We start from the raw sequence: 25968 nt of genomic DNA on the forward strand, positions 1-25968 counted from the left end.
AACTTTTATAAGGTTCTCGCACTTCTGATGAGATCAAATGCCATAAATCCTAATTTCTCTGTGTGGGTAAATGCGTCCGCTGGTACAGGCAAAACAAAAATCTTAATAGACAGAGTATTGAGACTTTTATTAGAAAACAAAAGAAATATTCTTTGCTTAACATTCACCAATGCTGCAGCAAACGAAATGGAGAATCGCATTCACAGCATACTCAGTAAGTGGGCAATATGTTCAGATAGTGTGTTGGCAGCAGATCTAGAACAACTAGATTTCTTTCCAATGTCATCCCAGTGCGTGACACTGGGATCTCAGCACCCCTACTTGTCATCCCAGTGCGTGACACTGGGATCCAGAAAAAATAAAGATTATTTAACAAGAGCAAGAAGGCTTTTCTCTGAACTGGAAAATCTTGGTCTAACTATACAAACCATACACGCTTTCTGTTACAAATCAATCTCCAGCTTTCCTATAGAAGCTGGCATTGCTCCAAATTGCACGCTGAGCGAATGCAAAGAATTACATTCCATCATATTCAATAAAGTGCTTCATAACGAAACTGTGCAGGATGATATCAACCTTATTGCAACTGAAATTGATGAAAATAAACTACGCGATTTGCTTTATACTTTATGTGTAAAAAGATCAGCGTCAGCAAATGATTCGAAATATATCAAAGATAAATTGAGCGCCCCAGATGAAATTCATGACTTACAGAGTGAAACAATTGAGCACGTGGAAAGACTAGCCGAGATATTAAGTGAAGGCAGTAAAAGAGATCAGAGTTATAGTGAAATACTTTATTCTACTGTCATCCCAGCTGGGATCCAGAAGAAAAGAACCAGCGTCACGCGCTGGAATGACACTAAAGTAGAAAACCTAGCCAAGGTCTTTTTAAAATCAGAATCGCACGAAAAAAAGAGCATATCATCCATTGCAACAAAAAGTATTTTGGAGAAATTCAAAGATGCAGAGCAAATAATAGAGAGCGTTCAGAATGTAGTATTTACCCATATAAGAGACATGAACTCTTATCAAATATTCAAGAGAACCAGTAGCTTACTTGGTGTATTTAAAGTATATGTTGATTTGTATAATAGTGAAAAATCAAAAAATGCACTGCTTGACTACAATGATATAATCAACTTAGCAACAAATCTTCTTAGCAATCCAAATTATAAAGATTGGATATTGTTTAACTTGGATCAAAAAATAGATCACATCCTTGTTGACGAGGCACAAGACAATAGCATCAGCCAGTGGAAAATTATAACAAATCTCTGCGATGAATTTTTTGCCGGTAATGATGAAAAGCGAACCTTATTTGTTGTTGGTGACGTAAAACAATCCATATACAGATTTCAAGGAGCAAATCCCCATCTATTCAACTATATGCAACAATACTTTCATACGAAAACTGGTGGTAGAGATTGGATATCATGCCAACTTGAAAAGTCATTTCGCTCAACTCCAGAAGTTTTGATGCTTGTAGATAGAATATTTAATAACTTCCGCGCAGAAATATCTTTTAATGATAATGAAATAAAACATGTTCCACATAGAGAAAATGACCAAGGATATATTGAAATTTGGCCAGCGTTACCAAGGCGCAAAGAGAAAGAACAGCAAGCTTTACAAATTCCTCTGACATGCAGGGAAAATTATATAATAGCAGACCGATTACTTGCTCAAACAATAGCCAACAGAATTCACAATTGGTTAAATGAAGGGCGAATTTTAGTCGCTAAAGATCGCCATATAGAGCCAAGAGACATTATGATTTTGGTACGGCAACGAAACGTATTAGTTGATTACATAATAAGCGAACTTAAAAAAGCAAACGTGCCAGTTGTAGGCCGGGATTATTTTAGAATTATGGACTATATAGCCGTGCAGGACTTAATAGCTTTGGCCGAATTTTTACTCCTCCAGGCAAATGATTTAGCTCTTGCAAATGCTTTAAAATCACCGCTATTTAATTTCACCGAGGATGATTTATTTAACATTGCATACGACCGTAAAGAGCATTCACTATGGGAAAGAATTCAGGATTATTCTGTGGTTATCTATAGTGAATTAAACTATCTCATTAACTTATCTCGCATAGAGTCTCCTCTTGCACTATTTACACATATATTGCGTACAGGTAAGAAGAAATTTGCTGCAAGGCTAGGTCTTGAGTACTTTGAGGTTCTAGACGAATTTATGAACCTCGTGTTGCAATTTGAAAACCCATCTCTTCAAGCGTTTGTTCAATGGATCAAGGAGAATAATCCGGAGATTAAGAATGATATGCAATCAGAACGCAATGCTGTGCGAATAATGACAATTCACAAATCAAAAGGTCTGCAAGCTCCCATAGTATTTTTGGTTGATACAAACACAGTGCCAAGAAACAGTGAAAGCATTATCTTTGATGGAACAGAAGTGCCATTTTGGTGTGGAAAAAACAACAACGCTTATTGCGATCAAGTAAAAAGAGAGAAAAAACTAGAGGATTATAATGAATATTTGCGTTTATTATACGTAGCACTCACGCGTGCTGAAGATGAGTTATACATCTTAAGTAAAGAGCCAGTGCAAAAGGGCTCTTGGTATGATCTAATCACTAAGTACGGAGAGCCATATGAAAAGAAACAAAGGGATTTACAGCCAATATTTAAAGAAAAAGTTGAAGTATTATGCGTGAATGCAAACTACCCTTACATTTATAAAAAACGTGATTATTTTGACGTTCCGGTCATTTCCCTTCCACCAGCTTTAGCCCACTCTTCGGTGTCATCCCAGCGCGTGACGCTGGAATCCAGTGAAAAAGAAGGAGCAGAATGGATCCCAGTGTCAGCTACTTGGATGACAGATGGTTATGCAAGAGGCCTGATTATTCACAGCATATTGCAGTATATGCCCAAGATAGAAAAAGAAAGGAGAAAAAATTGGGTCAGAAAATACCTTGATAACATCAGCGAAGATAAGGATGAAATTTACAGTAAAATATTAGCCTTTAATGAAAAATATGGCTATTTGTTTGACTTGGAAGGCAAATCAGAGATTACACTGAGTGGAACAATTGATGGCAAGTCAGTATTAGTACGACTAGATAGGCTATGCATAACGCAAGATAAAGCAATCATAATTGACTACAAATCACACCGTAACGTTTCTGTTTCCTTATTAAATGAAATAAAAAAACAGATGTTAATCTATAAAACCTTAGTACAAGAAATATATCCAAACAAGCAAGTAGAGTGCGTGGTTATTTGGGTGGAAGATTTAACCATTCAATCTGACTTTTAACGAAACTTGATTGCAAGAAATAGCTACTACGTCATACCACCGCGAACCGTCATACCGCCGCAGACCGTCATACCGCGATTCATTCGCGGTATCTCATCCGCTAACACGTAGCGGAATGACAGCAGTCCTACGTCATACCGCTGCGGATAGATCCCGCTAACAAGTAGCGGGATGACGAATTACTTAACTGTCATACCACCGCAAACCGTCATACCGCCGCGGTATCTCAGCCACTAACAAGTAGCGGGATGACGAATTACTCAACCGTTATCCTGCTGCTCCTTTCTCGTCATCCCGCTACGTGTTAGCGGGATCTCAGCATAGCTATCTTAAAGCTAAGTAATATAAGTCAATCCAGCTAGGATTCTTTTGATTGATCAAATTAATTTTCCACTGCCTTGGCCATTCTTTCAGGCGCCTTTCTCTTGCAATAGCTAAACTTATATCTTCAAACTCTTCAAAATATACAAGTTTATTTACATTATATCTTGATGTAAAACCTGAAACAATTTTGTTTTTGTGTTCCCAAATCCTCTTGATCAAATTTGCAGTTACACCAATATATAATGTGCTATTAGCTTTATTTGTAAGTATATAGATATATGATAACTTCATCTTAATCGTTTATAGCTAAAGTAACTGAGGTTTACCAACATTATACTACACCATCATACCACAATAAAACTTACCGTCATGCCGCCGCAGATAGATCCCGCTAACACGTAGCGGGATGACGAGTTACTATACCGCGGCGGTATCTCAGCCGCTAACAAGCAGCGGGATGACAGCAATCTACGTCATACCGCGATTCATTCGCGGTATCTCTTAGCCGTTAACACGTAGCGGAATGACGATTGTCGGTAAATCTAAGTTACTGTAGCTATAAAGGCTTTCACAACAACCTATTTTCCTTGAAACTAAAATAGCTACTGAATGTAATAATAATGTGATCTATTAATTCTATTCCTATACTTTGGCAAGCTTCTGCTAGTTGTCTAGTGAGAGATATATCGCTATTTGAAGGTTGTGTATCTCCGCTTGGATGATTGTGAGATATTACAATGGATGTTGAACCAATCAAAAGTGCGCGCTTGATGATCTCTCTGACATAAAGAGGAGTTTGATCTACTGTACCAATATTTTCCAAGTCTTCCGCTATTAGACGATACTTTTTATTCATATAGATGACACGAAAATTTTCCTTATTGAGGCTTCCTATACTTATTCTTAAATAATCAAGCAATTTTTCCCAGTTATCGATTACAGGCAGGTTTTTTATTTCTTCTCTTGCAGAACGAACAAAGGCTTGTTTTACACAAAAGATGGCAGATATCGCTGCATTGCTGACATCATCAACGTTTTGCAGCGCTTCCAGGTCAGCATTAAAAACTTTATTTAAGCTGCCAAAACTTTCTATCAAACTCTTTGCCACCGGTTTTACATCAATTCTACTATATGCTGAATATAAAATGTGCTCTAAAACTTCATAATCAAGTAATGATTGTCCATTATCTAAAATAATTTTCTCTCTTAGGCGCTTTCTATGCCCCTTTTTGTAATTTTTCATCATCAATGAATTGCTTATCTCTTGTATAATAAGAAATTAGATTTTTAAGTAAAATATTTAATAAAGCGCATGACGCACAATTGTAAGAACATTCATTTTTAAAGACAGCAAATGGTGTCATGAAAGTAGCTGACGCGAGCTCTACGTCATACCGCCGCAGACCATCATACCGCCGCAGACCTTCATACCGCGATTCATTCGCGGTATCTCATCCGCTAACAAGAGATCCCGCTAACAAGTAGCGGGATGACGAATTACTTAACCGTCATGCCACCGTGAACCGTCATACCGCGATTCATTCGCGGTATCTCTAGGTCCCGCTAACAAGTAGCGGGATACTTGATCTTTACAGGGATGACGGTTGTCGTTTAGCTACAAACATTAAGAAATTTACCAAATGAAAAAAAAGGCAAAAGAAGCCCTAGTCATTGTCTATTTTCAGTATTTGGCGTTTTTTAAATCTTAAACACTGCAATTTAGCTGCTTTTAAACGCAACTCACCTTAGTTTAAATGTTTAAGAAATTTACTAAGCAGAAAAAAAGGCAAAAGAAACCCCGCGTTAGCTAGTTGTCACTCTCTAATCCTGCAAATTGGCGTACTATACTGTCTTAAACGACTTATAAGCGCGTTTCAGCTTATATAGGTAAAAACCCAGAAATGTTGTGAAGACATAAGGTGCACATAGTGCAAAAAATTAAAAATAAGACGCCAACTACGTTGTTTTCTTGCTGTTTAATCTGCACAGATGAAGATAACTGAATACCTTCACTATCATGATAAAGGGGCTGGCGAAGGGTGTCAAGTAGTTTTTAGCTCTGCCTTCTAAGGCTTTTACTCGTGACAACCACTGTGCCTGCGATCTTATCGTGCCAAGTTTGACAGCGTTTGTTGAAATTTGACCATAAAAAGCCCAAGAACAATGGTGCAACTGACAATATAAAGGAAAAAAATCTCTTTGTTGCTTGTTTTAGGGTCATCTTTTCGAAAGTTTGTGCATCCACAACTCTAAGCCCAAATAATAGTTTTCCAGGTGTAGTAGCAAACTTTACCCACATATATATTACATAGCAAAAGAGCATAATAAACTGGACTATTTGATTTAGAATCATTAATTTTACAAGTCTACTCTGCATTGCCTTTTCTTCTATAGAAAGTGGCACTTGTATTGGGGATTTTGCAGCAACTTGGCTGAATATTTTGCTATCCTCTGAGTTTGTAAAGAGCTGATTAAAGGCTTGGCTGCAAAACTGCAAGAACAAAACGATAATAATTAAATCAAGCAATACTGATATATAGCGCCTGAGGCCCGTTACATAACATATCCCATTTTCATCTTTCTTTACCTTTTGAATAACATTTATAGAAGAAAAAATAGAAAATAAACGATTAAAAAATTTATGTAACATATATATACTTTCCAATATTTAACGTGCCCCTGGCCGGACTTGAACCAGCATGCTTTTGCAAGCAACAGATTTTGAGTCTGCCGTGTCTACCATTCCACCACAGGGGCATTAAGTTTTAATGCTATAGGCAACACGGAATTAGTCAAATTTTTTTGCCTTTACATCTTTCAAATGAGGACTAAATATTCTACAATAATCAACAGTTACTCTCAAAACTTAAAATGAATGAATTAGCCAATCTCCTCAGTTCAAGAAGTGTAGATAAGGAAATATGTAAATTACCGCATAATTTAGAAGCTGAACAGATGCTTATTGGTGCAATGATTCGTGATAATAGAATCTGTGATGCAGTTGAAGACACAATTACAGCAGAAAATTTCTATGATCCACTGCATCAAAGTATTTTTACGCAAATATCTAAAACCAGGAAACACGGTATAGTTGCCAATGAACTGAGCCTCAAAATGTTTTTTGAGAACGACCAAGCGTTTACCGAGTGTGGCGGGGTAGAGTACTTAGCAAAGCTTGCAGCGAAGGCAAGTATTGCACTTGATATTTATAGTTTGACTAGAATAATCCGTGATACTTACTTAAGGAGATGTTTAATCAAGCTCGGGCAAGAAATAGTTGGTGATAGCTACAACTACGATATTGAAAATCCTGCACAGGCGCAAATTGAACAAGCAATGACAAAATTGTTCAATTTGGCAGTAAAAAAACAAGGTGAGAAAACATATATAAAACTTGCAAGTTCAATTAAAGATGTAGTTGAGAAGATCAGCACACTGAAAAATAATCCAGAAGCGCTAGGCGTTACAACCGGACTTCAAGATCTAAATCAGCTTCTTGGTGGTCTACAAAAATCTGATTTATTAATTTTAGCTGCAAGGCCTTCTATGGGTAAAACAGCATTGGCGCTAAACATCGCACTTAATGCTTGTAAGATGTTGCAAAAAAGAGCAGATAAGCAACACTATATAGCGTTTTTCTCGCTTGAAATGTCAGCAGAGCAATTAACTGCAAGGCTGATCACTATAGATTCAGGGATTAGTTATTATAAGGCATTAACCGGGAGAATTAGTGATTTTGAATTGCATGAATTTATCAATACTAGTACAGAATTATCTGAACTGCCTTTCATCATAGATGACACCCCTGCGCTATCAATTAGTGCCCTTCGCACCAGAATACGCTTGCTGTATCAATTATATAATGTAGAAGTGGTATTCATTGATTATTTGCAGCTAATCAGAGGAACAACAAAAAGGAGTAATGAAAATAGAGTGCAAGAAATCTCGGAAGTGACGCAGGGTTTGAAAGCAATTGCAAAGGAGCTAAATATTCCCATTGTTGCACTATCTCAGCTCTCTCGTTCTGTTGAGCAGAGGGATGATAAAAAACCACAACTTTCTGATTTACGTGATTCAGGGAGCATAGAGCAAGACGCAGATATAGTAATGTTTCTCTATAGAGAAGAATACTACGAATTGAGAAAGCAACCAAGTGAAGGAAACAATAAACATCGGGAATGGCAAGAGAAAATGGAGAAAATTAGAAATATTGCAGAGCTTGTTATTGCAAAGCAGAGGAACGGGCCAATTGGCAGTGTGAAGCTATATTTTGACTCTAACAGAGGTGCATTTAAAGATTACACGGAAAGGCATAGTTCATAGCTTGACAGCAATCTTCTTGTTCCCAAGTTTATCAATTATTTTTTTTATGTAAAGATAGCTTGACAACTTCTTAAAAATCCTTTTATAATGGTATTATATTTTATAATACGTGAGATGATGAATAAAAACAATGTACCCTATTATATAGCTGGAACTCTGGCTGCTTTAACTTTATTAGCATCTGGAGTGTTTGCTGCAGCTCCTTATATTGGTTTCTTAGCTCCAGTTGCAGCATTAAGTGTTGGCCTTCCATTTATTATTGGTGGTGCTGTATTTTCTGCTGTAGCTATTGCACTTTCGTATCAAGCAATTAGTGAGAACAAAACAAATTCTGAGTTAAAAAATAAAATGAAAGCTCAAGAGCAAACAATTTCTGGGCAAAAAACTCAACTAGCTAAAAAAGAAGCGGAAGTAAAAGCTAAAGAGGAAGAAAATTCTAAGTTAAAAAATAAAGTAGAAGCTCAAGAGGAAGAAAATTCTAAGTTAAAAGATCAAGTACGCACTCAAAAGCAGAAAAGTTCTGAGCAAAAAACTCAACTAGCTGAAAAAAATAAAAAGATAGAAGAAGACAAATTAAAAGTGGCAATTGCTGATGGCACTGTTCAGCTTGCAAAAGGAACAGTTAATAGCGCTGTTTGGTTTGCAAAAGAAGCAGTTAATGGTGTCTTGTATTCTGGCAAATATGCTTACGATAATTATGTGCCATCAACTGAGTCTACAAAAGGAACACTTAGTGGTATTGGAGGTGGCTTGAAAAATACTTATGATGCGTCAATTGCATCTGTAAGAGGAGCACTTAACAGCGTTGGAAGCAGCTTGTACAGTAGGATTTATGGTACTAAGGTTTCTAGTCCGGAAGAGCAGTTTAAGCGTGAAGATGGATCTAAACCTAGCATGCAAGAACTAACTCGTTTGGATTATTTAAATCTTGAGGTTCTTTCCAGTGAGCAAAAGCAACGAGCTAATAGTTTGGATTATTTAAATATTGATAACGTTCCTAAGCAACCTGATCATTTAAATGTTGATGCTGCTAAAAGTTATTTAATGAGTCTTTCTGAGGATCAGGATGTATTTTATGATGCAGAATCTGGTGATGAAAAAGGTACTGAGATTTCTAGCCCAGAAAGTCAGCCAACTAAAGAAGAAAATGGTCAAGGCTGGTTTGCATGGAGCCTAGGAAAGGTTAAGTCGGCAATTACTGAAGTAGTAGTGATAGGTGCTGATGTTACTAAACCATATTGTGCTAAAGTAACTAAGGCACTTGCCACCTAACTTGAATATGTAGACAGCGGTGTGCACCGTCGTTAACTAAAGATAATCCCATCCAGGAGAAATAGTTTTTACACTATTTCTCCTCTTTAGCATCAACCCTCAAAAAAACCGGCGTAGGTTTAGGCAATGTTATGCCTGAACTTACGCACGCGTCGCACAAAGATTTTAAATCTCGTTGTTCTTTCGGAATTTGCAGTTGATTTAGTATCATCTCTGCTGACTTGGGAACGATTGGCTGCAATAAAATGCCTATTATCCTGATATATTCCAGTAACTTGTAAATTACTAAATTCATGCGCTCTCTGTCAGTTTTGCTTAGTGTCCAGGGTGCACTTTTGTCTATGTAGGCATTTGCTTCAGAAGAGATGTTGATGATTAGAAGTATGATATGGTTAAATTCATACTTTGATAGGTGATTCATCACTTGATCGAGTATAGCTTTGCAACCTGGAAGACTTTCTTCACCTTTAAGTAGGCTTTGATCGATTGTTGGTACAATTCCAGAACATTGCTTGTGTAAAAATGAAATTGTTCTTTGTACTAAATTGCCTATGTTGTTTGCCAGTTCTGAATTTATCCGGCTGATCATATTTTTCTTACTAAAGTTGCCATCTTGGCCGAAGCTTGCTTCCCTGAGGAGAAAATAGCGTAGCTGATCAACACCAAACTCTTGAGCGAGGCCAATTGGATCTATGACATTACCAAGGGACTTGGATATTTTCTCTCCCTCGTTCAACCACCAACCATGAACTGCAATTTGTTTTGGCAGTGGCAGGTCTGCTGCAAGGAGAATCGCTGGCCAATATACAGCATGAAAGCGCAATATGTCTTTACCGATTACATGAACGTTGAAAGAGTTGTCAGCTAGGTTTGCAGCGCTTGACACTGGAATCTGCGTTTTCCCTTGGTTTGGTGTCATTCCAGTGCTTGACACTGGAATCTGTGTTTCTGGTTCTGCCCAAAACCTCTTATATTCCTCACCTTCAGTACTAGGGAAACCTATTGATGTAAGATAATTGGTTAATGCATCTATCCAGACATAGATTACGTGTTTGTCATTACCTGGTACTTTTATTCCCCAGTTAAAACTAGTGCGAGAGATTGAAAGGTCAATGAGCCCTGATCTTACAAACGATATCACTTCATTTCTTCTGCTCTCAGGAAAGATAAAACTTGGCTGATTTTTATAGAGTTCCAGTAATTTTTCTTGCCAGTTTGATAAGCGAAAAAAGTAACTCTCTTCTTTTATCCACTGGACCTCAGCACCTGTTGGTGCTTTGCCATCTATCAGCTCTGACTCCTGATAAAATGCTTCATCACGAACTGAATACCAACCCGAATAGGAATCCAAATATATTTGCCCTCTCTCTTCAAGTCTATTCCATAAAGCTATAACTGCTTTTTTGTGACGTTCCTCCGTAGTGCGAATAAAATCGTCATACTCAAAATTCATGAACTTAGCCAATTCTTTAAATGAAACGCTCACTTCATCTGTAAATTCTTTTGGCTGCATTTCCTTTGCTTTAGCTGCTTTTTCTATTTTTTGTCCATGTTCATCTGTACCAGTGGTAAATTTGACATTTTTCCCAGCTAGTTTCATGAACCTTGCCACCACGTCACACAAGAGAGAAGTGTATGCATGACCAATATGCGGCTTATCGTTTACGTAATATACTGGCGTGGTGATGTAAAAGTTCTCGAATTGTTCCATGGTTTAGCATTTTGATAAAAATCAACTGAGTTAATTATAGTATTAAAAAGGCAGTAATAAATAAATATTGATTGGGTTAAGCATAATTTTTGAAAAAAGCTATTTACTGAAATTTTATTAAAATAAGAAACAATCAGGCATGATTATTGAAAGAACAATGAGAAATTTTCTTGTAATTCTATTTATAGTTTTCTATGCATTTGATGCACACGCTGATGGAGCAACAGATGTAATGTGTAATGTAATAGGTTACGTTCATGGAATAGGTGGACCAATGATTACAGTGGTAATAATTGGTTCAAGCTTACTTGCAATATTTGGCAGAATGCCTTGGCCTGCACTTTTCGCACTGGGTATGTTTGTTGCTGTGTTTTTTGGTGCTCCTCAAATTGTAACAAAGGTAACAGAAAAAGAAGTTTGTTGTCTTTTTAAAGGTCAAACCTTGGAGAATGGAAAGTGTGTTGCTGCTCCTGGATATGAACGTGTAGGTACAGGTTATGCTTGTCGTTCCGGTTGGGCGCTAACTAATAAAGGCTACTGTATAAAAGCTGGCCAAGATCCTTCAAAGTATTGGAAGTGAAAATGGTGCTTTTATAGAGTTAAATCTAACAAACCGCAGAGTATATAATTAACATCCACGCCTTTAGTTAGATTCCACTCACGCTTTATTACGTTGTACTCCATGCCAGCCATGTTTTGCAGCGTTACATTATTTTCTCTTAAGTGATTTGCAATTTCTGACGGCTTGAGAAATTTATTCCAGTTATGTGTACCTTTTGGCAGCCAATTTAATATGTACTCTGCACCAATTATTGCAAGACAAAAGGATTTAATAGTTCTATTTATTGTGGATATAAAGATTAACCCCTCCGGTTTTAGCAGTTCTATCACTTTTTTCATGAAAAGCTCTAAATTATCCACATGTTCAACTACTTCCATCAGCAGAACCACGTCGTACTTCTTGTCATTGCTTAGCTCTTCAATGCTGGTGTGTATATATTCTATATTTAACCCTACTTTTTTTGCATGTGAATGCGCTACTTTTATGTTTTCTTCACATACATCTATTCCCACAACGTTAATGCCAACGCGTGCCATTGACTCTGACAAAATGCCACCACCGCATCCAACATCAAGCAATGATAATTCTTTCAAATTGCATTTTTTTAACTCTTTTATTTTCTCAATAATGTAAGATACTCTAACAGGATTCATTATGTGCAATGGTTTGAATTTGCCGTTCTCATCCCACCACTGGCCTGCCATTTTAGCGAATTTTGATATTTCATCTTCGTTATAAGTTTTTGTTTTTTTTTTCTTAGAGGTTATATTGCTGAGTTTATCAAGGCGTTTTTTATGTCTGCTTTCTTTTGAAAATTCTGTTTCGAGGAATTGTTTGACTATGTCTTTTGCTAATCCACTCGCAGTAAATCCTGCACCAAGACACAGTACATTTGCGTTGCCATGCTCGCGAGCTAATTTTGCGATCTCAACACTGTTACATAAAGCAGCGTAGATTCCTTCAAAACGATTTGCCACAGTACTCATGCCCAAACCTGTACCACAAATTAATATCCCATAATTTGCTTTTTTGCTTGTTATATCTTCTACAACTTTAACAGCATAGTTTGGGTAATCTACACACTTTTGCTTAGCAGTGCAGCCTTGATCTACTACTCTGTAACCTAGGGCTTCCAGGTAAGGTTTTATTTCTGATTTTAATTCATAACCAGCATGATCTGAGGCAATTGATACTATACCTAACATATAAGAAATAAGGACATTTTATATGGGTTTGAACTTTCTGTCAAGTCATTCAATGCTTCTGACCTTTTGGGAGTTCTAAAGCTATAGCTAAGGTTTTCCTACGTCATACCGCAATTCATTCCACAACTGTACGAACATTGTGATTTGAGAATAATCTCCGCCAGGAAGGGTGTCATCCCAGTGCTTTGGCACTGAGATCCAGAAAACTTAATTTTAAATAAGTACACCAGATAGCTGTATAATAAGAACTGGATTCCAGTGTCAAGCACTGGAATGACACCTTCTGTATAAATATTAAGAAATTTACCAAGCGAAAAAAAAGGCAAAAGAAGCCCCGTGGTTGGCTAATTACTTACATTATACTTTCAAGTATGGCGTTTTTTTATTCTAAACACTTAATAACCGCGATTTAGCTGCTTTTAAGCCGCAACTAATCTAAATTATAAACGTTAAGAAATTTACTAAACAGAAAAAAGGCAAAAGAAACCCTAGGGTAGCTAGTTATTCACTATCCATTTTTTAAGTTGGCGTTTTTTAATGTTTTAAATGCTTTATAAGCGTATTTCAGCTTGTGTAGGTCAAAACCCGGAAATTTGATAAAGACATAAGGTGCACATAGTGCAAAAAATTAAACATGAGACGCCAGATACGTTGAGTTTTTTTGTCATTTAATCTGTACAGAGAAGATAAATAAATAGCTTCAGTTTCATGATAAGGGCGCTGGCGAGGTTTGTCAAGGAAGTTTTTTGTTTCTGTGGGCTACCTGGATGACAGGATTGCTCTTGAATTTGTATAGCTACATTGTCGGTAAATCCAAATTGCTTTAGTTATAGAAATAAATTTCGAGTCAGATGTGTATAAATTCTATATAATTTTTATCCTACTACTAATTTAACAAGATGGATCATATAGATATTATAAAATCAAAATTATTATTATCCGACCTAGTAGGTAAAAAAGTCAGATTAATAAAAAGAGGAGATAGTTTTGTTGGGCTCTGTCCATTTCATAACGAAAAAACCCCATCTTTTTCGGTGAGCAATACTAAGGGGTTATATTACTGTTTTGGTTGCTTGGCTAGTGGTGATGCATTTGAATTTATTTCACAAACTGAAGGATTAAGCTTTAAAGAAGCATTGGAAAAATTAGCATCGGTTACAGGTGTTGAACTGCCCAAAAATCTTAGTATTACAAAAGAGGACAATAAACTATTTTTAGCGCTTGATTTAGCTGCAAATTGGTTTGCACAAAAAAATCAAGGTGTTGTAGATTATTTAAAGCAGCGTAAGATTTTACCTAAAATCATAGATAAATTTAAGATAGGTTATGCACCAAGCTCTGGTTTGAAAGAGTATTTAAACTCTTCAGGTATTGAAGACAAAATTTTAATTGATATTGGATTAGTAAACAAAAATTTTCATGATTATTTTTATGACCGGCTGATATTTCCTATACAGAGCATTGCAGGGAGAGTTATTGGTTTTGGCGGACGTGCGCTAAGTTCTGAGCAACAGCCGAAATATTTAAACAGTCCAGAGAGTCAGCTCTTCAAGAAGAGGGAGAATTTATACGGATTAAACTTTGCTTTAAGCGAAATACGTAAAAAACAGCACATACTCGTTGTTGAAGGATATATGGACGCTATAGCGCTACATCAAGCGGGAATTAGTAATGCAGTTGCTCCGCTTGGTACCGCAATTTCTGCAGAACAGATAAAAAATCTATGGAGATTTGCTAAAGAAATCTCCATCTGTATGGATGGCGATAGTGCTGGACGTCATGCTGCTACTCGAGTTGCAGAACTTGCTCTGCTAATATTAGAGCCTGGATACACGTTAAAGTTTGTGACTTTGCCGAGTAATAAAGATCCATACGATATATGTAACGAACTGGAATACAAGAAAGAAGACGTGTTGACTGCTCTTGACCATTCAACAAAACTGCATTCTGAATATTTATGGCATCACATAATCGATAGCAATTTGCAAAATTATGAAAAACTTGCTCCGGAAAAATATTCAATTCTTGAGCACAAGTTCATGGAATATGTAAATACTATTAGCAACAGCAGTATTAGAAGGTATTACAGAGATTATTTTTACAATAAGGCTAGTGAACTAAGAAGTAGCTTCAAAAAACAGATTTTTAATAGTAAAACTAGAGCAACAAAAGGTGAGTATCTTCATAACAAGTCTCCAGAGCTAATTGAAGCAGAGCAAAATCAGGCCGTAATTTTGCGTATAGCCGTAGAATTTCCTGAAATCTTGAACCGTCCTATATTTTTTGAGCAATTTTCTCATTTTGAATTTACTAATGAGATGAAAAGATTACAACAGCGTATAATTGATGTAATAAGTAACAAAAGCAACCTCGATAAAGAGGCTTTGTTACAAGAATTGAAACAGTTTAACGTTATAAAGTATGTATTTGAAAAAACTAGTGTACTAAATAGCCAACTGAACGAGAGAAAATCTGCAGAAATTGTGTGGAATAATATAGTGTTACTAAAAGAGTTAAATGCATTACGAAAAGAAAGAACCGAAGCGAGGCTGAGCGGTAATCTTGACTTAGAGGAAAGGTTGATAGAACAAATAAAGCAAATAGAAAGCAGTATACAAGAAATGCAAATGGAGTTTATTGAAAAGTAGATATCGTCTCGTTAGTCAACAAGAAAATTACAAAATAAGACAATATTTTACATAAGATTGAAATTTTTAACTAATTAAGCCTTCCTCTAACAGCTTTGCCCTGTAGTTTTTGATATGGTTAGGATCACTTGAAAATGTATAATTTTTGTAGTTAGCTCTGCTGTGCATATAAAGTTTACTATTGACTTTTATCACATTATCTCACATTATCTCACATAATATGCATGTGAGAAGAATATGAACTGGAAGAATTTTCGTCTTAGTACGCGTCTCAACCTAGAAGGGCCTGTAATTGAGCAAGTGTACGAGTTAATTACTGCAGTTGATAGTGTTAAAAATAGCTGGCAGATAACGAAAAAACTACTACCACAAACAATTGAAAGATTAACTCATTCAGTTATTGTTACATCTTCTGGCGCTTCTAACCGTATTGAAGGAAATCGTCTAACCGATAAAGAAGTTGAGGATCTATATAAAAACCTACGTGTCAAAAAATTTAAAAATAGAGATGAGCAAGAAATTGCTGGCTACTTAGAAATGCTTACACTAATATTTCATGATTATACGGATATTCCAATTAGTGAGTCATCAATATTGCACATTAACAACCAGATGCTACTTTATAGTGAAAAAGATTTGTATCATAGAGGAAAATACAAAGCAAGTTCTAATAGAGTTGAGGCAAAAGATCAGAATGGAAAAGTTGTTGGTATAATTTTTGATCCCACACCACCTTACCTTGTTAGAAAGGAAGTACAAGAGCTTATTGATTGGTATCACTGGTCCTTAAATAATAAATTTAAGCATCCTCTTATTATTATTGCTAACTTTGTTTTTGAGTATCTGGCAATACACCCTTTTCAAGATGGGAATGGCAGAACTAGTAGATTGATGACTAATTTAATGCTGTTGCAGCAGGGTTATGATTTTGTATCTATTGTATCACATGAAAAGATAATTGAAACTAACAAACTTGATTACTATTTAGCGCTTAATAAAACACAAAGTAGCTGGAAAAGTGGCAAAGAAGATATTTCCCCGTGGTTAATATTTTTTCTTAATGTACTCAAAACGCAAGCAAATGAGGCGCATTATATTCTTGAGAGGGAGAATACTGAATATTTATTATCAAGAAAACAATTGTTCTTCTGGGAATGGGCACTTAGCCTTGCAGATAAAGAATTTAGTAGAAAAGATGCTATAGAAGCTCTAGGATTTCCTCCAAGAACAGTAGAGGCAATTACAAAGAAACTGCTAGGGATGAAATACTTACAGCGTCTTGGAGAAGGCAAAGCCACTAGATATAAAGTTATTATTTAAAAGTTTTAGTATGTTTTTCGAGATTTTTTTAAATCCAGTCTTATGCACAACTTTGTTTGCAATTTTATTCGATTAAAAATTGCATTTTAGCAATAAAAAACTTACTTATTGTAGGAAAATCTTGTGTTTGTTCTCATATAAAACTATTTATGGAGTGACAATGGTACATGTATTATACTTACATTTCTGATTCGAAAATTTATGCAGTTGTTTCTAACAAGATTGATCAACAAATTCTATTGTTTAAAGATGAGAAATAAAGTAATCATCATTTCCAGTATTGCTTTTATTCTACTGTTTTTTATCAGCAGTGCATTTTTAAAAAAAGATCAGGCGGTTCATAGCGATAATGCAACTAGTAGCTTTTCAGTAAAAACTCAAGAATGTGCGCCGCAAAACCGCACTATATATTTAAATTTTTCTGGTACAGTAAATCCCTTACATAGAGCTAGCCTTGTCTCAAAAATAAGTGGTAAGATTATTGCTATTTATTTACCTGATGGTGAAAAGGTAAAAAGAGATGATGTAGTGTTAAAGATAGAAGATTATGACAGGATTGAGCAAGCTCAGAAAGCCAAAGCTTTATTAAAGCAGCGTGAAATTGAGTATGATTCCTCTCACAAACTGAATAAAAAAGGCTATGGGGCACAAATACAAGTAGAAGCAGCTTTTACTGCGTTACAAAGTGCAAAAGCTGACCTAAAAAGGCTAGAATTGGATTTAGAAAATACTGCAGTCACATCTCCTATAGATGGTTATATTGATAAAATCAATGCAAACGAAGGGGATTTTGTTAATGCTGGGCAAAAAATAGCTGACGTGGTTAATTTCGATCAAATTCTTGTAGTGTTATACGTTTCGGAAAATGAAGTAAATAAAATAGAGCTAGGCAGCACAGCTCAAATTAATTTGCTGGACGGAAAAGAATTGGCAGGTGAAGTAAGTTTTATTAGTAAAATTGCTGAGCCTAAAACTGGGTCTTATAGGGTAGAAGTAAAGGTAACTAATAATACCTTGCAGGGACTAACTGCCAACGTAAGGCTACCTTCAGGCGAAAGATTTGCATATAAAGTTCCTTCTTCAGCCCTGAGCTTAAGTGACGAGGGTGCTCTTGGAATAAAGATTGTTGATGACAATAATTATGTAGTATTTGCACCAATAGAAATTGTTGATCATGAGAGCGATGGGGTTTGGATAGTAGCAAATAACGAAGATAAACCCATAAAGTTAATAGTATTGGGCCACCTATTTGTTAAGCCTGGTGATAAGGTTTAAGACATAAGATCCTTTGACCTTACCCAGAAAAAGTGGAGAGAAAGTGTGGAATGTTTTTTACAAAAAGAATGATGCATCAAATTGTTCTGGAATGCAATAGTTAATAGTGACGTTGTTTGTTATAAAAAATTTCTATGTATTCAAATATTGCAGTTCTAGTTTGTTGAGCAGAGTGTTGTGAAGTATCAATAAGTATTTCTCTTTTCAATGAGCTAAAGAAGCTTTCTGCAACAGAATTGTCGTAACAACAGCCTTTATTACTCATCTATATTCTTTACAGCTAAGAGATATTGATACCCTTGCGCAGTATATTGTGAACCTTGGTCACTGTGCAGCAGTAGATTTTTAACAGGTTTACGCCTATTAATGGCCATTAATAAAGAGTTCATAACCAATTGTTTATTTATTGCACTACTCATTAACTACCATACGTGAGAATTATTGCTGCCAAATATAGCCATCCCTCCTTGGTTTTGATGTAAGTAATCCCATACTTTATTTGGTTGATCAACAATAAAGTTTTGATCTAGTATATTGGGAGCTACAGCTCTATTATCTGTTTGTTGTTTTTTAATTTTAAACTTTCTTCTCAGTATAGCCCTGATGTCATTTTTCTGCATAATACTTTGCACCGTTTTCAAATTGCAACTTTTACCCAAAGCCTTCAATTCAGCATGAATTTTAGGAGCTCCATATCTACATTTAGAAACTTGATATATTTTTTGAATAGCTGCGAGTAGCTCTTTATTTGCTGATTCTCTACTGCTTATTTTTCTTGTGGTCCACTTATAGTAGCCACTAGCAGAAAATCCTACATAATTCCTGTACTTTATAGCAGTTACTATATAAAAAAATATTTTACTCTTTTTGACTGGCCAGGGCTTTTTTTTAAATGTCTCTTTCCCTTGTTACTCTTGCTTTGTAAATCAAACCTCTCTTTGTCATAAGGTGCTACATCTGGAAATGCATTTGCCGCCGACTTTTTTTCGTTGTGTTTCTTTATCCATTTTCCTAATAAACCACCCTTTATTCCTAAATCTCTTGCTATTTTTGTAATTGTTTGACCTGCCTTTCTTTGTTCATTTGCCAGCTTAACAGCTTCCAATTTGAATTCTGCCGTATATTCTCTTACCATTTCTAATCCTCCAAAATTTTATTTTACCCAAAAAAACTCTTTTCTTTCTCTCCACTTTTTCTGGGTAAGGTCACTACTGCTATTCCACGTCAAGAACAACCATAAGTTCATTAGGGTTCACATAACCTAAAGCATTTTTTGCTTGCTCATCAAGCAGATCTAAATCTAAGCTTTTTTCATATAAGCCAAATACTTTGTTGTCCAACTTTTCCTTTTCAGAAGAGACATCCTTTAGCAAAAGTTTATTGTACTCGATTTCTTTTTTTAAATCGATTAACGTCAATAAGCCACGTTTACCTGTAATTGTGCTAATGCTGAAATATAATGTAAGGGAAGAAATGAGTAAGGCTGCGCTTAAACACAGTAATTTTTGCTTCTTTTTAGATATAAGCACCGTACTTTCACATATAAAAAATATATAACATGAAAAGGTGAACAAAAAGCTAAGAACCTTGACGCGCTTTACACCTTGGCTTTACCTTATTTATAATGTAAATCTTACCACCCCTTTTCACAACTTTACAATTTTTATCTCTGTTACGATGAGATTTTAGCGACCCTTTGACTTTCATATCTATAGTAAGAATTAAATTACTTTACATTATAATCACTTATCAAGAGTTAGTCAATTGATAACATTTTATTAAAATATTGTATAATTGTTGCTGATACTTCTTCGATCGACTTTTGCGTGACATCGATAATTGGCCAGTTATTCTGTTTAAAGAGCTCCTCTGCTTCTTTAATTTCCTTTTCTACTTTCTCAGGGTTAGCATATATATTATTATCTTCGTTGTTAATTGAAGTAAGTCTATTTTTGCGTATTTCTATTAGCCTACTTACGTCTATTGTTACCCCTATCGTTAGTTTATTTTTTAATTTTGCCAAGTCAACATAAAAGGGTACTCCACTAACAAAAGGAATATTTGCAACTTTATAGCCTCGGTAAGCTAAATACGTACTGGTGGGAGATTTTGATGTACGTGAAACTCCAACCAAAATTATATCTGCTTTATCAATATCTTGAATATTTTGTCCATCATCATGATTAATAGTGTAGTTTATTGCCTCAATGCGCTGAAAATATTCGTTATTTATCTCAGTATGCAAGTCAAGCTTTTCGTCTTTTTCAATTTCAAGATAAGACGAAATTTCTCTAATAATATGTGATAATATTGCTCTATAGGGAATTTTCAACTTTATACAGTTATCTTTTAGATATTTTCTTAGCTCATCATCAGTAATAGTGCATATAACAAAATTATGCTCATCACTTTTCCTATTAATTTCCTCCAGAATTTTGTCAATCTGCTCTTCTCCTTTTACAAAAGACCAAACATATTCGATCGTTTCTACAGAACGAAAGTGTTTCAGAGCTGATTTTGCAACTGATATAACAGTTTCACCACTTGAATCTGATACTAAGTGTAGATTAAGCTTTTTAAGGGTCATATACTAAAAATAATAGCTAGCAATCTGCTACTGAAATTATGCTAATTTGTTGACCTACGTAAATATAGAAAAACTATCCTGTTGATAAAACTCAAACTAATTGGTAAATTCTTAACACAATTATTCTCAAAACGAATGTTTTTATTAAAGCCTACAAATTTCTCTTATTTTTCTAAGAAAGCTCTACCTTGGCTTGGGGTTATTTGTTTCGCATGTTTTTTAATTGGAATGTCTTTGGCGTTATTCTTCTCTCCAGAAGATTATAAACAAGGAGAAATTGTACGAATCATGTACATTCATGTGCCTTCTGCATGGCTTGCTCTTGGAATATATGGATTAATTGCATCACTTGGTTTCATTTCATTGGTATGGAACAATAGCATTGCTAGTGTCTTGGCACATGCTGCTGCTCCTGCAGGGACAGTCTTTTCGGCAATATGCTTAATCACAGGCAGCATCTGGGGAAAAGGAACCTGGGGCACTTGGTGGGTATGGGATGCAAGGCTTACTTCAATGCTGATTTTATTTTTCCTATATGTTGGCTACCTTTCATTGTGGAGCGCTTTTGATAATGAAGCGAGGGCAGAAAAATCAGCAGCAGTATTTGCCATCTTTAGTGCTATAAATATTCCTATAGTAAAATTTTCCGTGAATTTATGGTCCACTCTCCATCAGCCAGCAAGCATTTTGAGAAAAGGTGGAATAGCAATAGAAAGTTCCCTGCTGTTGCCACTGGTTGCAATGTTTATGTTTTGTGCCACATTTTTTTTAGTAGTGTGGATACTGTATTCACTTTACTTAATTAATTTATATAAGATAAAGAGAGAAATCAGTATGCGGTATTAGGCCGAGAGATGAAAATAGAACACACCACATCACCAAGTAGCAAAGACATTGAATTCCTACTCAAAAAGATTAATGAAGAAACCGTTGATAAAGGTACGTGTAACCCATTTGCTTTTTTTATTCGCGATGATACTGAACAAATTATTGTAGGTTGTAGCGGTTTTGTTATCTATGGTTCAATTTACACTGACTTGCTTTGGGTGCACTCTGATTATAGAAGAAAAGGTATGGGAAAGCAGCTAATGGAAGAAGTTCATGATTATGGTCGTGAGATGCACTGTAAAATAGCAACCGTTGCAACCATGAATTTTCAAAAAGCGAAAGTATTTTATGAAAAGCTTGGGTATAAGTGTGATCTTGTACGTCCAGGGTATGTTAACATGTATATTTTTGAAGAAAGTGTTGTGAGATGCACTGTAAAATAGCAACCGTTGTAACCATGAACTCTAAAATATTTAAAGAGCCTACTAATATCTTTAAGGTAAATGTTCATGTGATTCCGCAGAATAATTCTGTTTTTTGATTCTATCTGTCCATTTATCATTTTCTATATCTTGTTTGTTGGTTGCTTTTTTTTCTTGCTCAACAATTGCCTTATCTATCTCCTTATGAATTGCATCAATTGCACCTCCTTTTTTGTATACTTCGCTTTTCCCTTCAATAATTAACTTAATAAAAGTATTTACAACAGACTGCACTTGATTATGATTAACCTGACCTTTTGTCAAAGAAGGTAAAGAGCCTAATTCCATCAATACTTCTGGTGCTGTTTTATCTTGAGTGGAAAGTCCTAAATTATCTGCTACTTTACTTATTAATAACTCTCTGTGTTCTTTATTATCTTCCAATTTAGCATAATCACTCAATAGATCTATAACGGTAGATACTCTGACTTCAACAACATCATCAACATCTTCATCTTCTAGAGCAACTCCTGACCCCAATAACCTCTCTCTGAGATTTTCGCTTAAAAGATTGATAAATTCTTCATTTGCATCTGATCCTGTGGTTGATATTGTACCATCTAAATAGTTACTTTGAGCACCGAAGCCATGCTCTATTTGTATTTTTGTCTCAGGTTTAAATCCTAATTTTGCACAGAATTTCTGAAAATATTCTTTAATAATGTCAAACAAGCTCTTGCCATTATCTTTATAATTTTTTAACTCTTTAGGAATAGTAAGTGACAATTTACCATCTCTGTATGTTACAAAGTCTTCACCATTGTGAGATTCAATTGTAAATTCCAATGAACTAGACAGATTACATATCTTATCGCCATGCATAACTTGATTTTTAACAGAGAGTATTGGTAGCCTCATATCAGATCTAATTCTCACATTATTTTGGTTAGCACAATCAATATTTATTACTTTTTTAGGATTTTCTACTATGAACGACTGTCCAAGTGCAAGTTGGGTTTGTATAAATGGAGCAGCCTCATACCCTGCTTGATTACAATTGGTAACTAGCTCTTCTAAAATAGCATCACTTGGAACTTCTGCCCCAGCGTATCTGAACATTTTTTTGAAAACTTCTTTTGCAAAGGAACGGTAATCCTTGTTTTCATCTTTCTCTGTTGGTAATAGATGGATATACCTTTGGCCAGCATTGTAAAATTCTTCAAATTCTTTCTTATATGAATCGGTTTTTTGATGATTGGCAGTTTTGGAATTTTCACAGTGATTTTTCCATAGCTCACCCAATGCATTACTTACAAACTCTTTCTCAATATCTTCGAGTACTGAAGCAACAAAAGCTTTGCCATGATCCGTATCTATTTCTCTTGTTCCTTTTTTGTTCAATATTTCGTCATTATATATATCATCACTATTAAAAAGTTCGCTTTTGCGGTGCTTAGCTCCTTCCTTAAATGCAATAATAAGATTTTTATCTATTTCTTTTCCGTTAATAATAAAATTCATCCTTTGAAAATCTAAGAACATTGTTTCACCGGAATTCGCTAATTTATTATCTTGATCTGCTCTTAATTTACTAAAATTGAACTCTTTAGCTGTGGCCTTTAATCTAACTACTGGACTCTTATTATTTTTTCCTTTTGTCTCTTTCATAAATAACACCTTACTGTAAATATGCTGTAAGTTATATCATATAATGATGAATAATTTGGTAATATATTAAGAAAATCGACAGTATATTTCTTTATTTAAGGGGTGTAGGAAAGGCGTAGATTTCTCTTTCCATTTGTAGCGTACTGCATTAATATTTATGTATTAATCTAGAAAATAATGATGAATAACATTGTAATTGTTGGTCTGCAATGGGGTGACGAAGGCAAGGGTAAAATAGTAGATTATCTTTCTGAGAATGCAGATGTAGTTGTGAGATTTCAGGGAGGAAATAATGCAGGGCACACTATAGTAGTAGATGATGAGGTTTATAAATTAAATTTACTGCCCTCTGCTGTTTTGAGGCCAGGCAAAATATCTATCATAGGAAATGGCGTTGCTCTTGATCCACACGCTCTAATCTCAGAAATAGAGTCATTGAAAGTTAAAGGAGTAGACGTAAACTATAACAACTTGATGGTATCCGAGAGCTGTCCATTAATACTTAGCATACATAAGGACAAGGAAAAGCTATTTGAAGATTTAAATGGAAATCACAAAATTGGTACAACAAACAAAGGGATAGGGCCATGTTATGAAGATAAAGTTGGAAGGAGAGCTATACGCCTTTGTGACTTAGAAAACGCAGATGAGCTCAATAAAAGAGTGGATACTCTTTTGAATTACCACAATGCTATCAGGAAAGGCCTTAACTACCAGGTGGTTAAAAAAGAAGAAATATTAAAGGAAATTCAAGAGATTTCAGAAAAAATTCTTTCATATAAAAAACCTGTGTGGAAGATATTAAATGACTTGATGAAAGAAGGTAAGAAAATAATATTTGAAGGTGCCCAAGGCGCATTTTTAGATATCGACCACGGAACTTACCCTTTTGTTACTTCAAGTAATACTGTAGCATCGCAAGCAATAACAGGCTCAGGGTTATCCTCCAATGCTTACATTATTGGTGTGGTAAAAGCTTATACAACAAGAGTGGGCAATGGCCCATTTCCTACTGAGCAGAAAAATGAAGTAGGAGATAGCTTGTTTACTATAGGTAAGGAACTTGGAACAGTGAGCAATAGAAGAAGGCGTTGCGGATGGTTCGATGCAGTTTTAGTGCGCCAGGCCGTACAACTCTCTGGAGTTTCAAGCATTGTATTAACCAAATTAGATGTGCTTAATTCTTTTGATACAATTAAAATATGCACTGGTTACAAGTATAGCGGAAAAATGTATGATTATTTACCCGCATCGCATTCAATACAAGGGGAATTAGAGCCAATATATGAAGAGTTTCCTGGCTGGAAAGAAAACACTCAAGGTAAAAGGTCGATTGAAACATTGCCTATCAATTTAATAAAATATATAGAAGGGTTAGAAAAATTAATAGGTGTACCAATTCATCTAATCTCAACTAGTCCAAAGAGAGAGGATGTTATTAAGCTTAAAGATTTCTGAAAACGTCTTTGTATCTTAGAGCCTGTACGTAATCTCAAAAAAGAGATAAAGTGAGAGGATAAAGTATATAAAGTAGGATATGCGAAGTTTATAACCAAGTGACATAAGTCGAGAAAAGTTTGAGATTATTGTAGCAGATCTGGAATCTTGCAGAAAGAAGACAAAACCAAGAACACTTGATTTACATGATATATTTTGTGGAGTGTTATACGTGTTAAAAAGTGGTTGCCAGTGGAGAATGGTATCAAAAGAGTTCCCAAAATGGCGCAATTGTTACGACTATTTTAAGAAGTGGAGTGAAAAACCAGATGTAAATAAAGAAAGTGTTCTGGAGCTGGTATTAAAAAAAAATAATTGCGACAAAACAATGGTCGGAAAAGCTTCTGCATAATTGATGCACAGAGTATAAAAAATGCAGATACTGCTGAAGCTATGATGCAGGCAAGAAGATTTCAGGGCCGTATTGCAGTAGATACGCAAGCATGCAATTTATACAACAACAGCAGAGATAACTGACCGTAGCAGTGCTGTGAGAATGGTCGAAAATGCAAAAGAAAACCTCTCGGGAGTTAAAAATGTACTGGTTGATGCAGGCTATACTGGAGAGAATTTTGTAACTCAAATAAAAACGATTATTGGTGCAACCGTTGAAGTGATCAAAAGAAATGAATTACGTTCCTTTGTTGTATTGCCCAAAAGATGGGTTGTGGAGCGATCTTTTGCTTGGTTAGAAAAATGTAGAAGATTGTGGAAAAATTGTGAGCGAAAACTCAATACTAGCCTACAAATGGTAGTTCTGGCTTTCACTGCCTTACTTCTGAAAAAATTATGAACAGGCTCTTACTAACTCTTATCTAATAAAAAAAATACTTGTGTAACTTCGAATAGTCTATTATGCAAGACAACAGTATAAACATGTAGTAAGAAATGTATAATGAAAAATAAAAGCTCAAGTTTAACACTTGCAGTTATTTTTACACAATTAAGTAATCATAAAAGTTAGTGTAGGGCGAGGTTATACAGTTTGATTTCTTTTAATATATGTTAATTGGTATAATATAAATATAGTTAAGG

23 protein-coding genes, 1 tRNA gene and 2 pseudogenes are annotated in these 25968 nt (G+C 35.3%); 12 read left to right on the forward strand and 14 right to left on the reverse strand.

The window, feature by feature from the left end:
• The first annotated feature begins 27 nt into the window (after window positions 1-27).
• Window positions 28-3291 (forward strand): UvrD-helicase domain-containing protein, encoded by a 3264-nt coding sequence (locus tag ABL518_RS04370; protein WP_095742674.1) that lies wholly within the window; start codon window positions 28-30, stop codon window positions 3289-3291.
• A gap of 324 nt (window positions 3292-3615) precedes the next feature.
• Here the strand turns inward: ABL518_RS04370 and ABL518_RS04375 are convergent, their stop codons facing one another.
• The 4 genes from ABL518_RS04375 to ABL518_RS04390 all read right to left on the reverse strand — a co-directional run bounded on the left by ABL518_RS04375 (window position 3616) and on the right by ABL518_RS04390 (window position 6372).
• On the reverse strand, window positions 3616-3906 hold the full coding sequence (locus ABL518_RS04375) for a GIY-YIG nuclease family protein (RefSeq protein ID WP_010082530.1): 291 nt from the start codon (window positions 3904-3906) through the stop codon (window positions 3616-3618).
• 277 nt (window positions 3907-4183) lie between these two features.
• Window positions 4184-4858, reverse strand: a complete 675-nt coding sequence (gene radC, locus ABL518_RS04380; RefSeq protein WP_348994401.1) for a RadC family protein — start codon at window positions 4856-4858, stop codon at window positions 4184-4186.
• Between the two features lie 810 nt (window positions 4859-5668).
• A complete protein-coding gene (locus ABL518_RS04385; protein ID WP_010082527.1) occupies window positions 5669-6265 on the reverse strand; it encodes an RDD family protein in 597 nt (198 codons plus the stop codon).
• A 24-nt stretch (window positions 6266-6289) separates the two neighbouring features.
• A tRNA-Leu gene (locus ABL518_RS04390) sits at window positions 6290-6372 on the reverse strand.
• A gap of 114 nt (window positions 6373-6486) precedes the next feature.
• Between ABL518_RS04390 and ABL518_RS04395 the strand changes: the two genes are divergently transcribed.
• Both ABL518_RS04395 and ABL518_RS04400 read left to right on the forward strand, forming a co-directional pair.
• A complete protein-coding gene (locus ABL518_RS04395; RefSeq protein WP_010082526.1) occupies window positions 6487-7938 on the forward strand; it encodes a replicative DNA helicase in 1452 nt (483 codons plus the stop codon).
• A 114-nt stretch (window positions 7939-8052) separates the two neighbouring features.
• On the forward strand, window positions 8053-9210 hold the full coding sequence (locus ABL518_RS04400) for a hypothetical protein (protein ID WP_022626253.1): 1158 nt from the start codon (window positions 8053-8055) through the stop codon (window positions 9208-9210).
• 73 nt (window positions 9211-9283) lie between these two features.
• Here ABL518_RS04400 and metG read toward each other — a convergent pair whose 3' ends face one another.
• Window positions 9284-10921 (reverse strand): methionine--tRNA ligase, encoded by a 1638-nt coding sequence (gene metG / locus ABL518_RS04405; protein WP_038228048.1) that lies wholly within the window; start codon window positions 10919-10921, stop codon window positions 9284-9286.
• 157 nt (window positions 10922-11078) lie between these two features.
• Here metG and ABL518_RS04410 point away from each other — a divergent pair, with 157 nt between their 5' ends.
• Window positions 11079-11501, forward strand: coding sequence for a TrbC/VirB2 family protein (locus tag ABL518_RS04410; protein ID WP_233395601.1), 423 nt, complete (start codon window positions 11079-11081; stop codon window positions 11499-11501).
• Window positions 11502-11512: 11 nt separating this feature from the next.
• On the opposite strand, the gene ubiG is transcribed toward ABL518_RS04410, so the two are convergent.
• The gene (ubiG, locus tag ABL518_RS04415) at window positions 11513-12688 is read right to left on the reverse strand and encodes a bifunctional 2-polyprenyl-6-hydroxyphenol methylase/3-demethylubiquinol 3-O-methyltransferase UbiG (RefSeq protein ID WP_095742672.1); all 1176 of its coding nucleotides are present in this window, start codon (window positions 12686-12688) and stop codon (window positions 11513-11515) included.
• Between the two features lie 195 nt (window positions 12689-12883).
• On the opposite strand from ubiG, the pseudogene ABL518_RS06605 reads away from it, so the two are divergent.
• The 4 genes and pseudogenes from ABL518_RS06605 to ABL518_RS04435 form a co-directional block, all read left to right on the forward strand.
• Window positions 12884-12970 (forward strand): annotated as a pseudogene (locus ABL518_RS06605) (WPE palindromic element domain-containing protein); the annotation flags it as partial.
• Window positions 12971-13587: 617 nt separating this feature from the next.
• Window positions 13588-15336, forward strand: a complete 1749-nt coding sequence (dnaG, locus tag ABL518_RS04425; protein WP_010082533.1) for a DNA primase — start codon at window positions 13588-13590, stop codon at window positions 15334-15336.
• 237 nt (window positions 15337-15573) lie between these two features.
• Window positions 15574-16656 carry a Fic family protein gene (locus tag ABL518_RS04430; protein WP_010082532.1) on the forward strand — a complete coding sequence of 361 codons (1083 nt, stop codon included), beginning with the start codon at window positions 15574-15576 and terminating at the stop codon, window positions 16654-16656.
• A 201-nt stretch (window positions 16657-16857) separates the two neighbouring features.
• Window positions 16858-17931, forward strand: a complete 1074-nt coding sequence (locus ABL518_RS04435; RefSeq protein ID WP_095742671.1) for an efflux RND transporter periplasmic adaptor subunit — start codon at window positions 16858-16860, stop codon at window positions 17929-17931.
• 100 nt (window positions 17932-18031) lie between these two features.
• Here the strand turns inward: ABL518_RS04435 and ABL518_RS04440 are convergent, their stop codons facing one another.
• From ABL518_RS04440 to ABL518_RS04470, 7 genes are all read right to left on the reverse strand, one after another.
• Window positions 18032-18196 carry an IS3 family transposase gene (locus tag ABL518_RS04440; protein WP_010082072.1) on the reverse strand — a complete coding sequence of 55 codons (165 nt, stop codon included), beginning with the start codon at window positions 18194-18196 and terminating at the stop codon, window positions 18032-18034.
• Window positions 18189-18350: a DDE-type integrase/transposase/recombinase gene (locus ABL518_RS04445; protein ID WP_010082071.1), complete on the reverse strand. Its 162-nt coding sequence runs from the start codon at window positions 18348-18350 to the stop codon at window positions 18189-18191. Before ABL518_RS04445 ends, ABL518_RS04440 begins: the two co-directional genes overlap by 8 nt.
• A gap of 3 nt (window positions 18351-18353) precedes the next feature.
• On the reverse strand, window positions 18354-18788 hold the full coding sequence (locus ABL518_RS04450; RefSeq protein ID WP_099606206.1) for an IS3 family transposase: 435 nt from the start codon (window positions 18786-18788) through the stop codon (window positions 18354-18356).
• On the reverse strand, window positions 18773-19066 hold the full coding sequence (locus ABL518_RS04455) for a transposase (RefSeq protein WP_010082069.1): 294 nt from the start codon (window positions 19064-19066) through the stop codon (window positions 18773-18775). The genes ABL518_RS04450 and ABL518_RS04455 overlap by 16 nt, the downstream gene beginning before the upstream one ends.
• A 79-nt stretch (window positions 19067-19145) precedes the next feature.
• Window positions 19146-19460, reverse strand: a complete 315-nt coding sequence (locus ABL518_RS04460; protein WP_010962526.1) for an FtsB family cell division protein — start codon at window positions 19458-19460, stop codon at window positions 19146-19148.
• Between the two features lie 49 nt (window positions 19461-19509).
• Window positions 19510-19638 carry a type B 50S ribosomal protein L36 gene (gene ykgO / locus ABL518_RS04465; protein ID WP_006279631.1) on the reverse strand — a complete coding sequence of 43 codons (129 nt, stop codon included), beginning with the start codon at window positions 19636-19638 and terminating at the stop codon, window positions 19510-19512.
• A 49-nt stretch (window positions 19639-19687) separates the two neighbouring features.
• Window positions 19688-20518 (reverse strand): pyruvate, water dikinase regulatory protein, encoded by an 831-nt coding sequence (locus tag ABL518_RS04470; protein WP_006280267.1) that lies wholly within the window; start codon window positions 20516-20518, stop codon window positions 19688-19690.
• A gap of 135 nt (window positions 20519-20653) precedes the next feature.
• Here ABL518_RS04470 and ccmC point away from each other — a divergent pair, with 135 nt between their 5' ends.
• Entirely contained in the window at window positions 20654-21364 is a 711-nt protein-coding gene (ccmC, locus tag ABL518_RS04475) for a heme ABC transporter permease CcmC (RefSeq protein ID WP_010962525.1), read from the forward strand.
• A gap of 8 nt (window positions 21365-21372) precedes the next feature.
• Window positions 21373-21789 carry a GNAT family N-acetyltransferase gene (locus tag ABL518_RS04480; protein ID WP_083250453.1) on the forward strand — a complete coding sequence of 139 codons (417 nt, stop codon included), beginning with the start codon at window positions 21373-21375 and terminating at the stop codon, window positions 21787-21789.
• Window positions 21790-21840: 51 nt separating this feature from the next.
• Here ABL518_RS04480 and ABL518_RS04485 read toward each other — a convergent pair whose 3' ends face one another.
• Window positions 21841-23436 (reverse strand): hypothetical protein, encoded by a 1596-nt coding sequence (locus tag ABL518_RS04485; protein WP_010082561.1) that lies wholly within the window; start codon window positions 23434-23436, stop codon window positions 21841-21843.
• Between the two features lie 180 nt (window positions 23437-23616).
• Between ABL518_RS04485 and ABL518_RS04490 the strand changes: the two genes are divergently transcribed.
• Window positions 23617-24894 carry an adenylosuccinate synthase gene (locus tag ABL518_RS04490; RefSeq protein WP_070357042.1) on the forward strand — a complete coding sequence of 426 codons (1278 nt, stop codon included), beginning with the start codon at window positions 23617-23619 and terminating at the stop codon, window positions 24892-24894.
• Between the two features lie 103 nt (window positions 24895-24997).
• Window positions 24998-25726, forward strand: a pseudogene (locus ABL518_RS04495) (IS5 family transposase).
• The last annotated feature ends 242 nt before the right edge of the window (window positions 25727-25968 follow it).

Source organism: Wolbachia endosymbiont of Drosophila willistoni (assembly GCF_040084705.1).
GTDB classification, from domain to species: Bacteria; Pseudomonadota; Alphaproteobacteria; order Rickettsiales; family Anaplasmataceae; genus Wolbachia; species Wolbachia pipientis.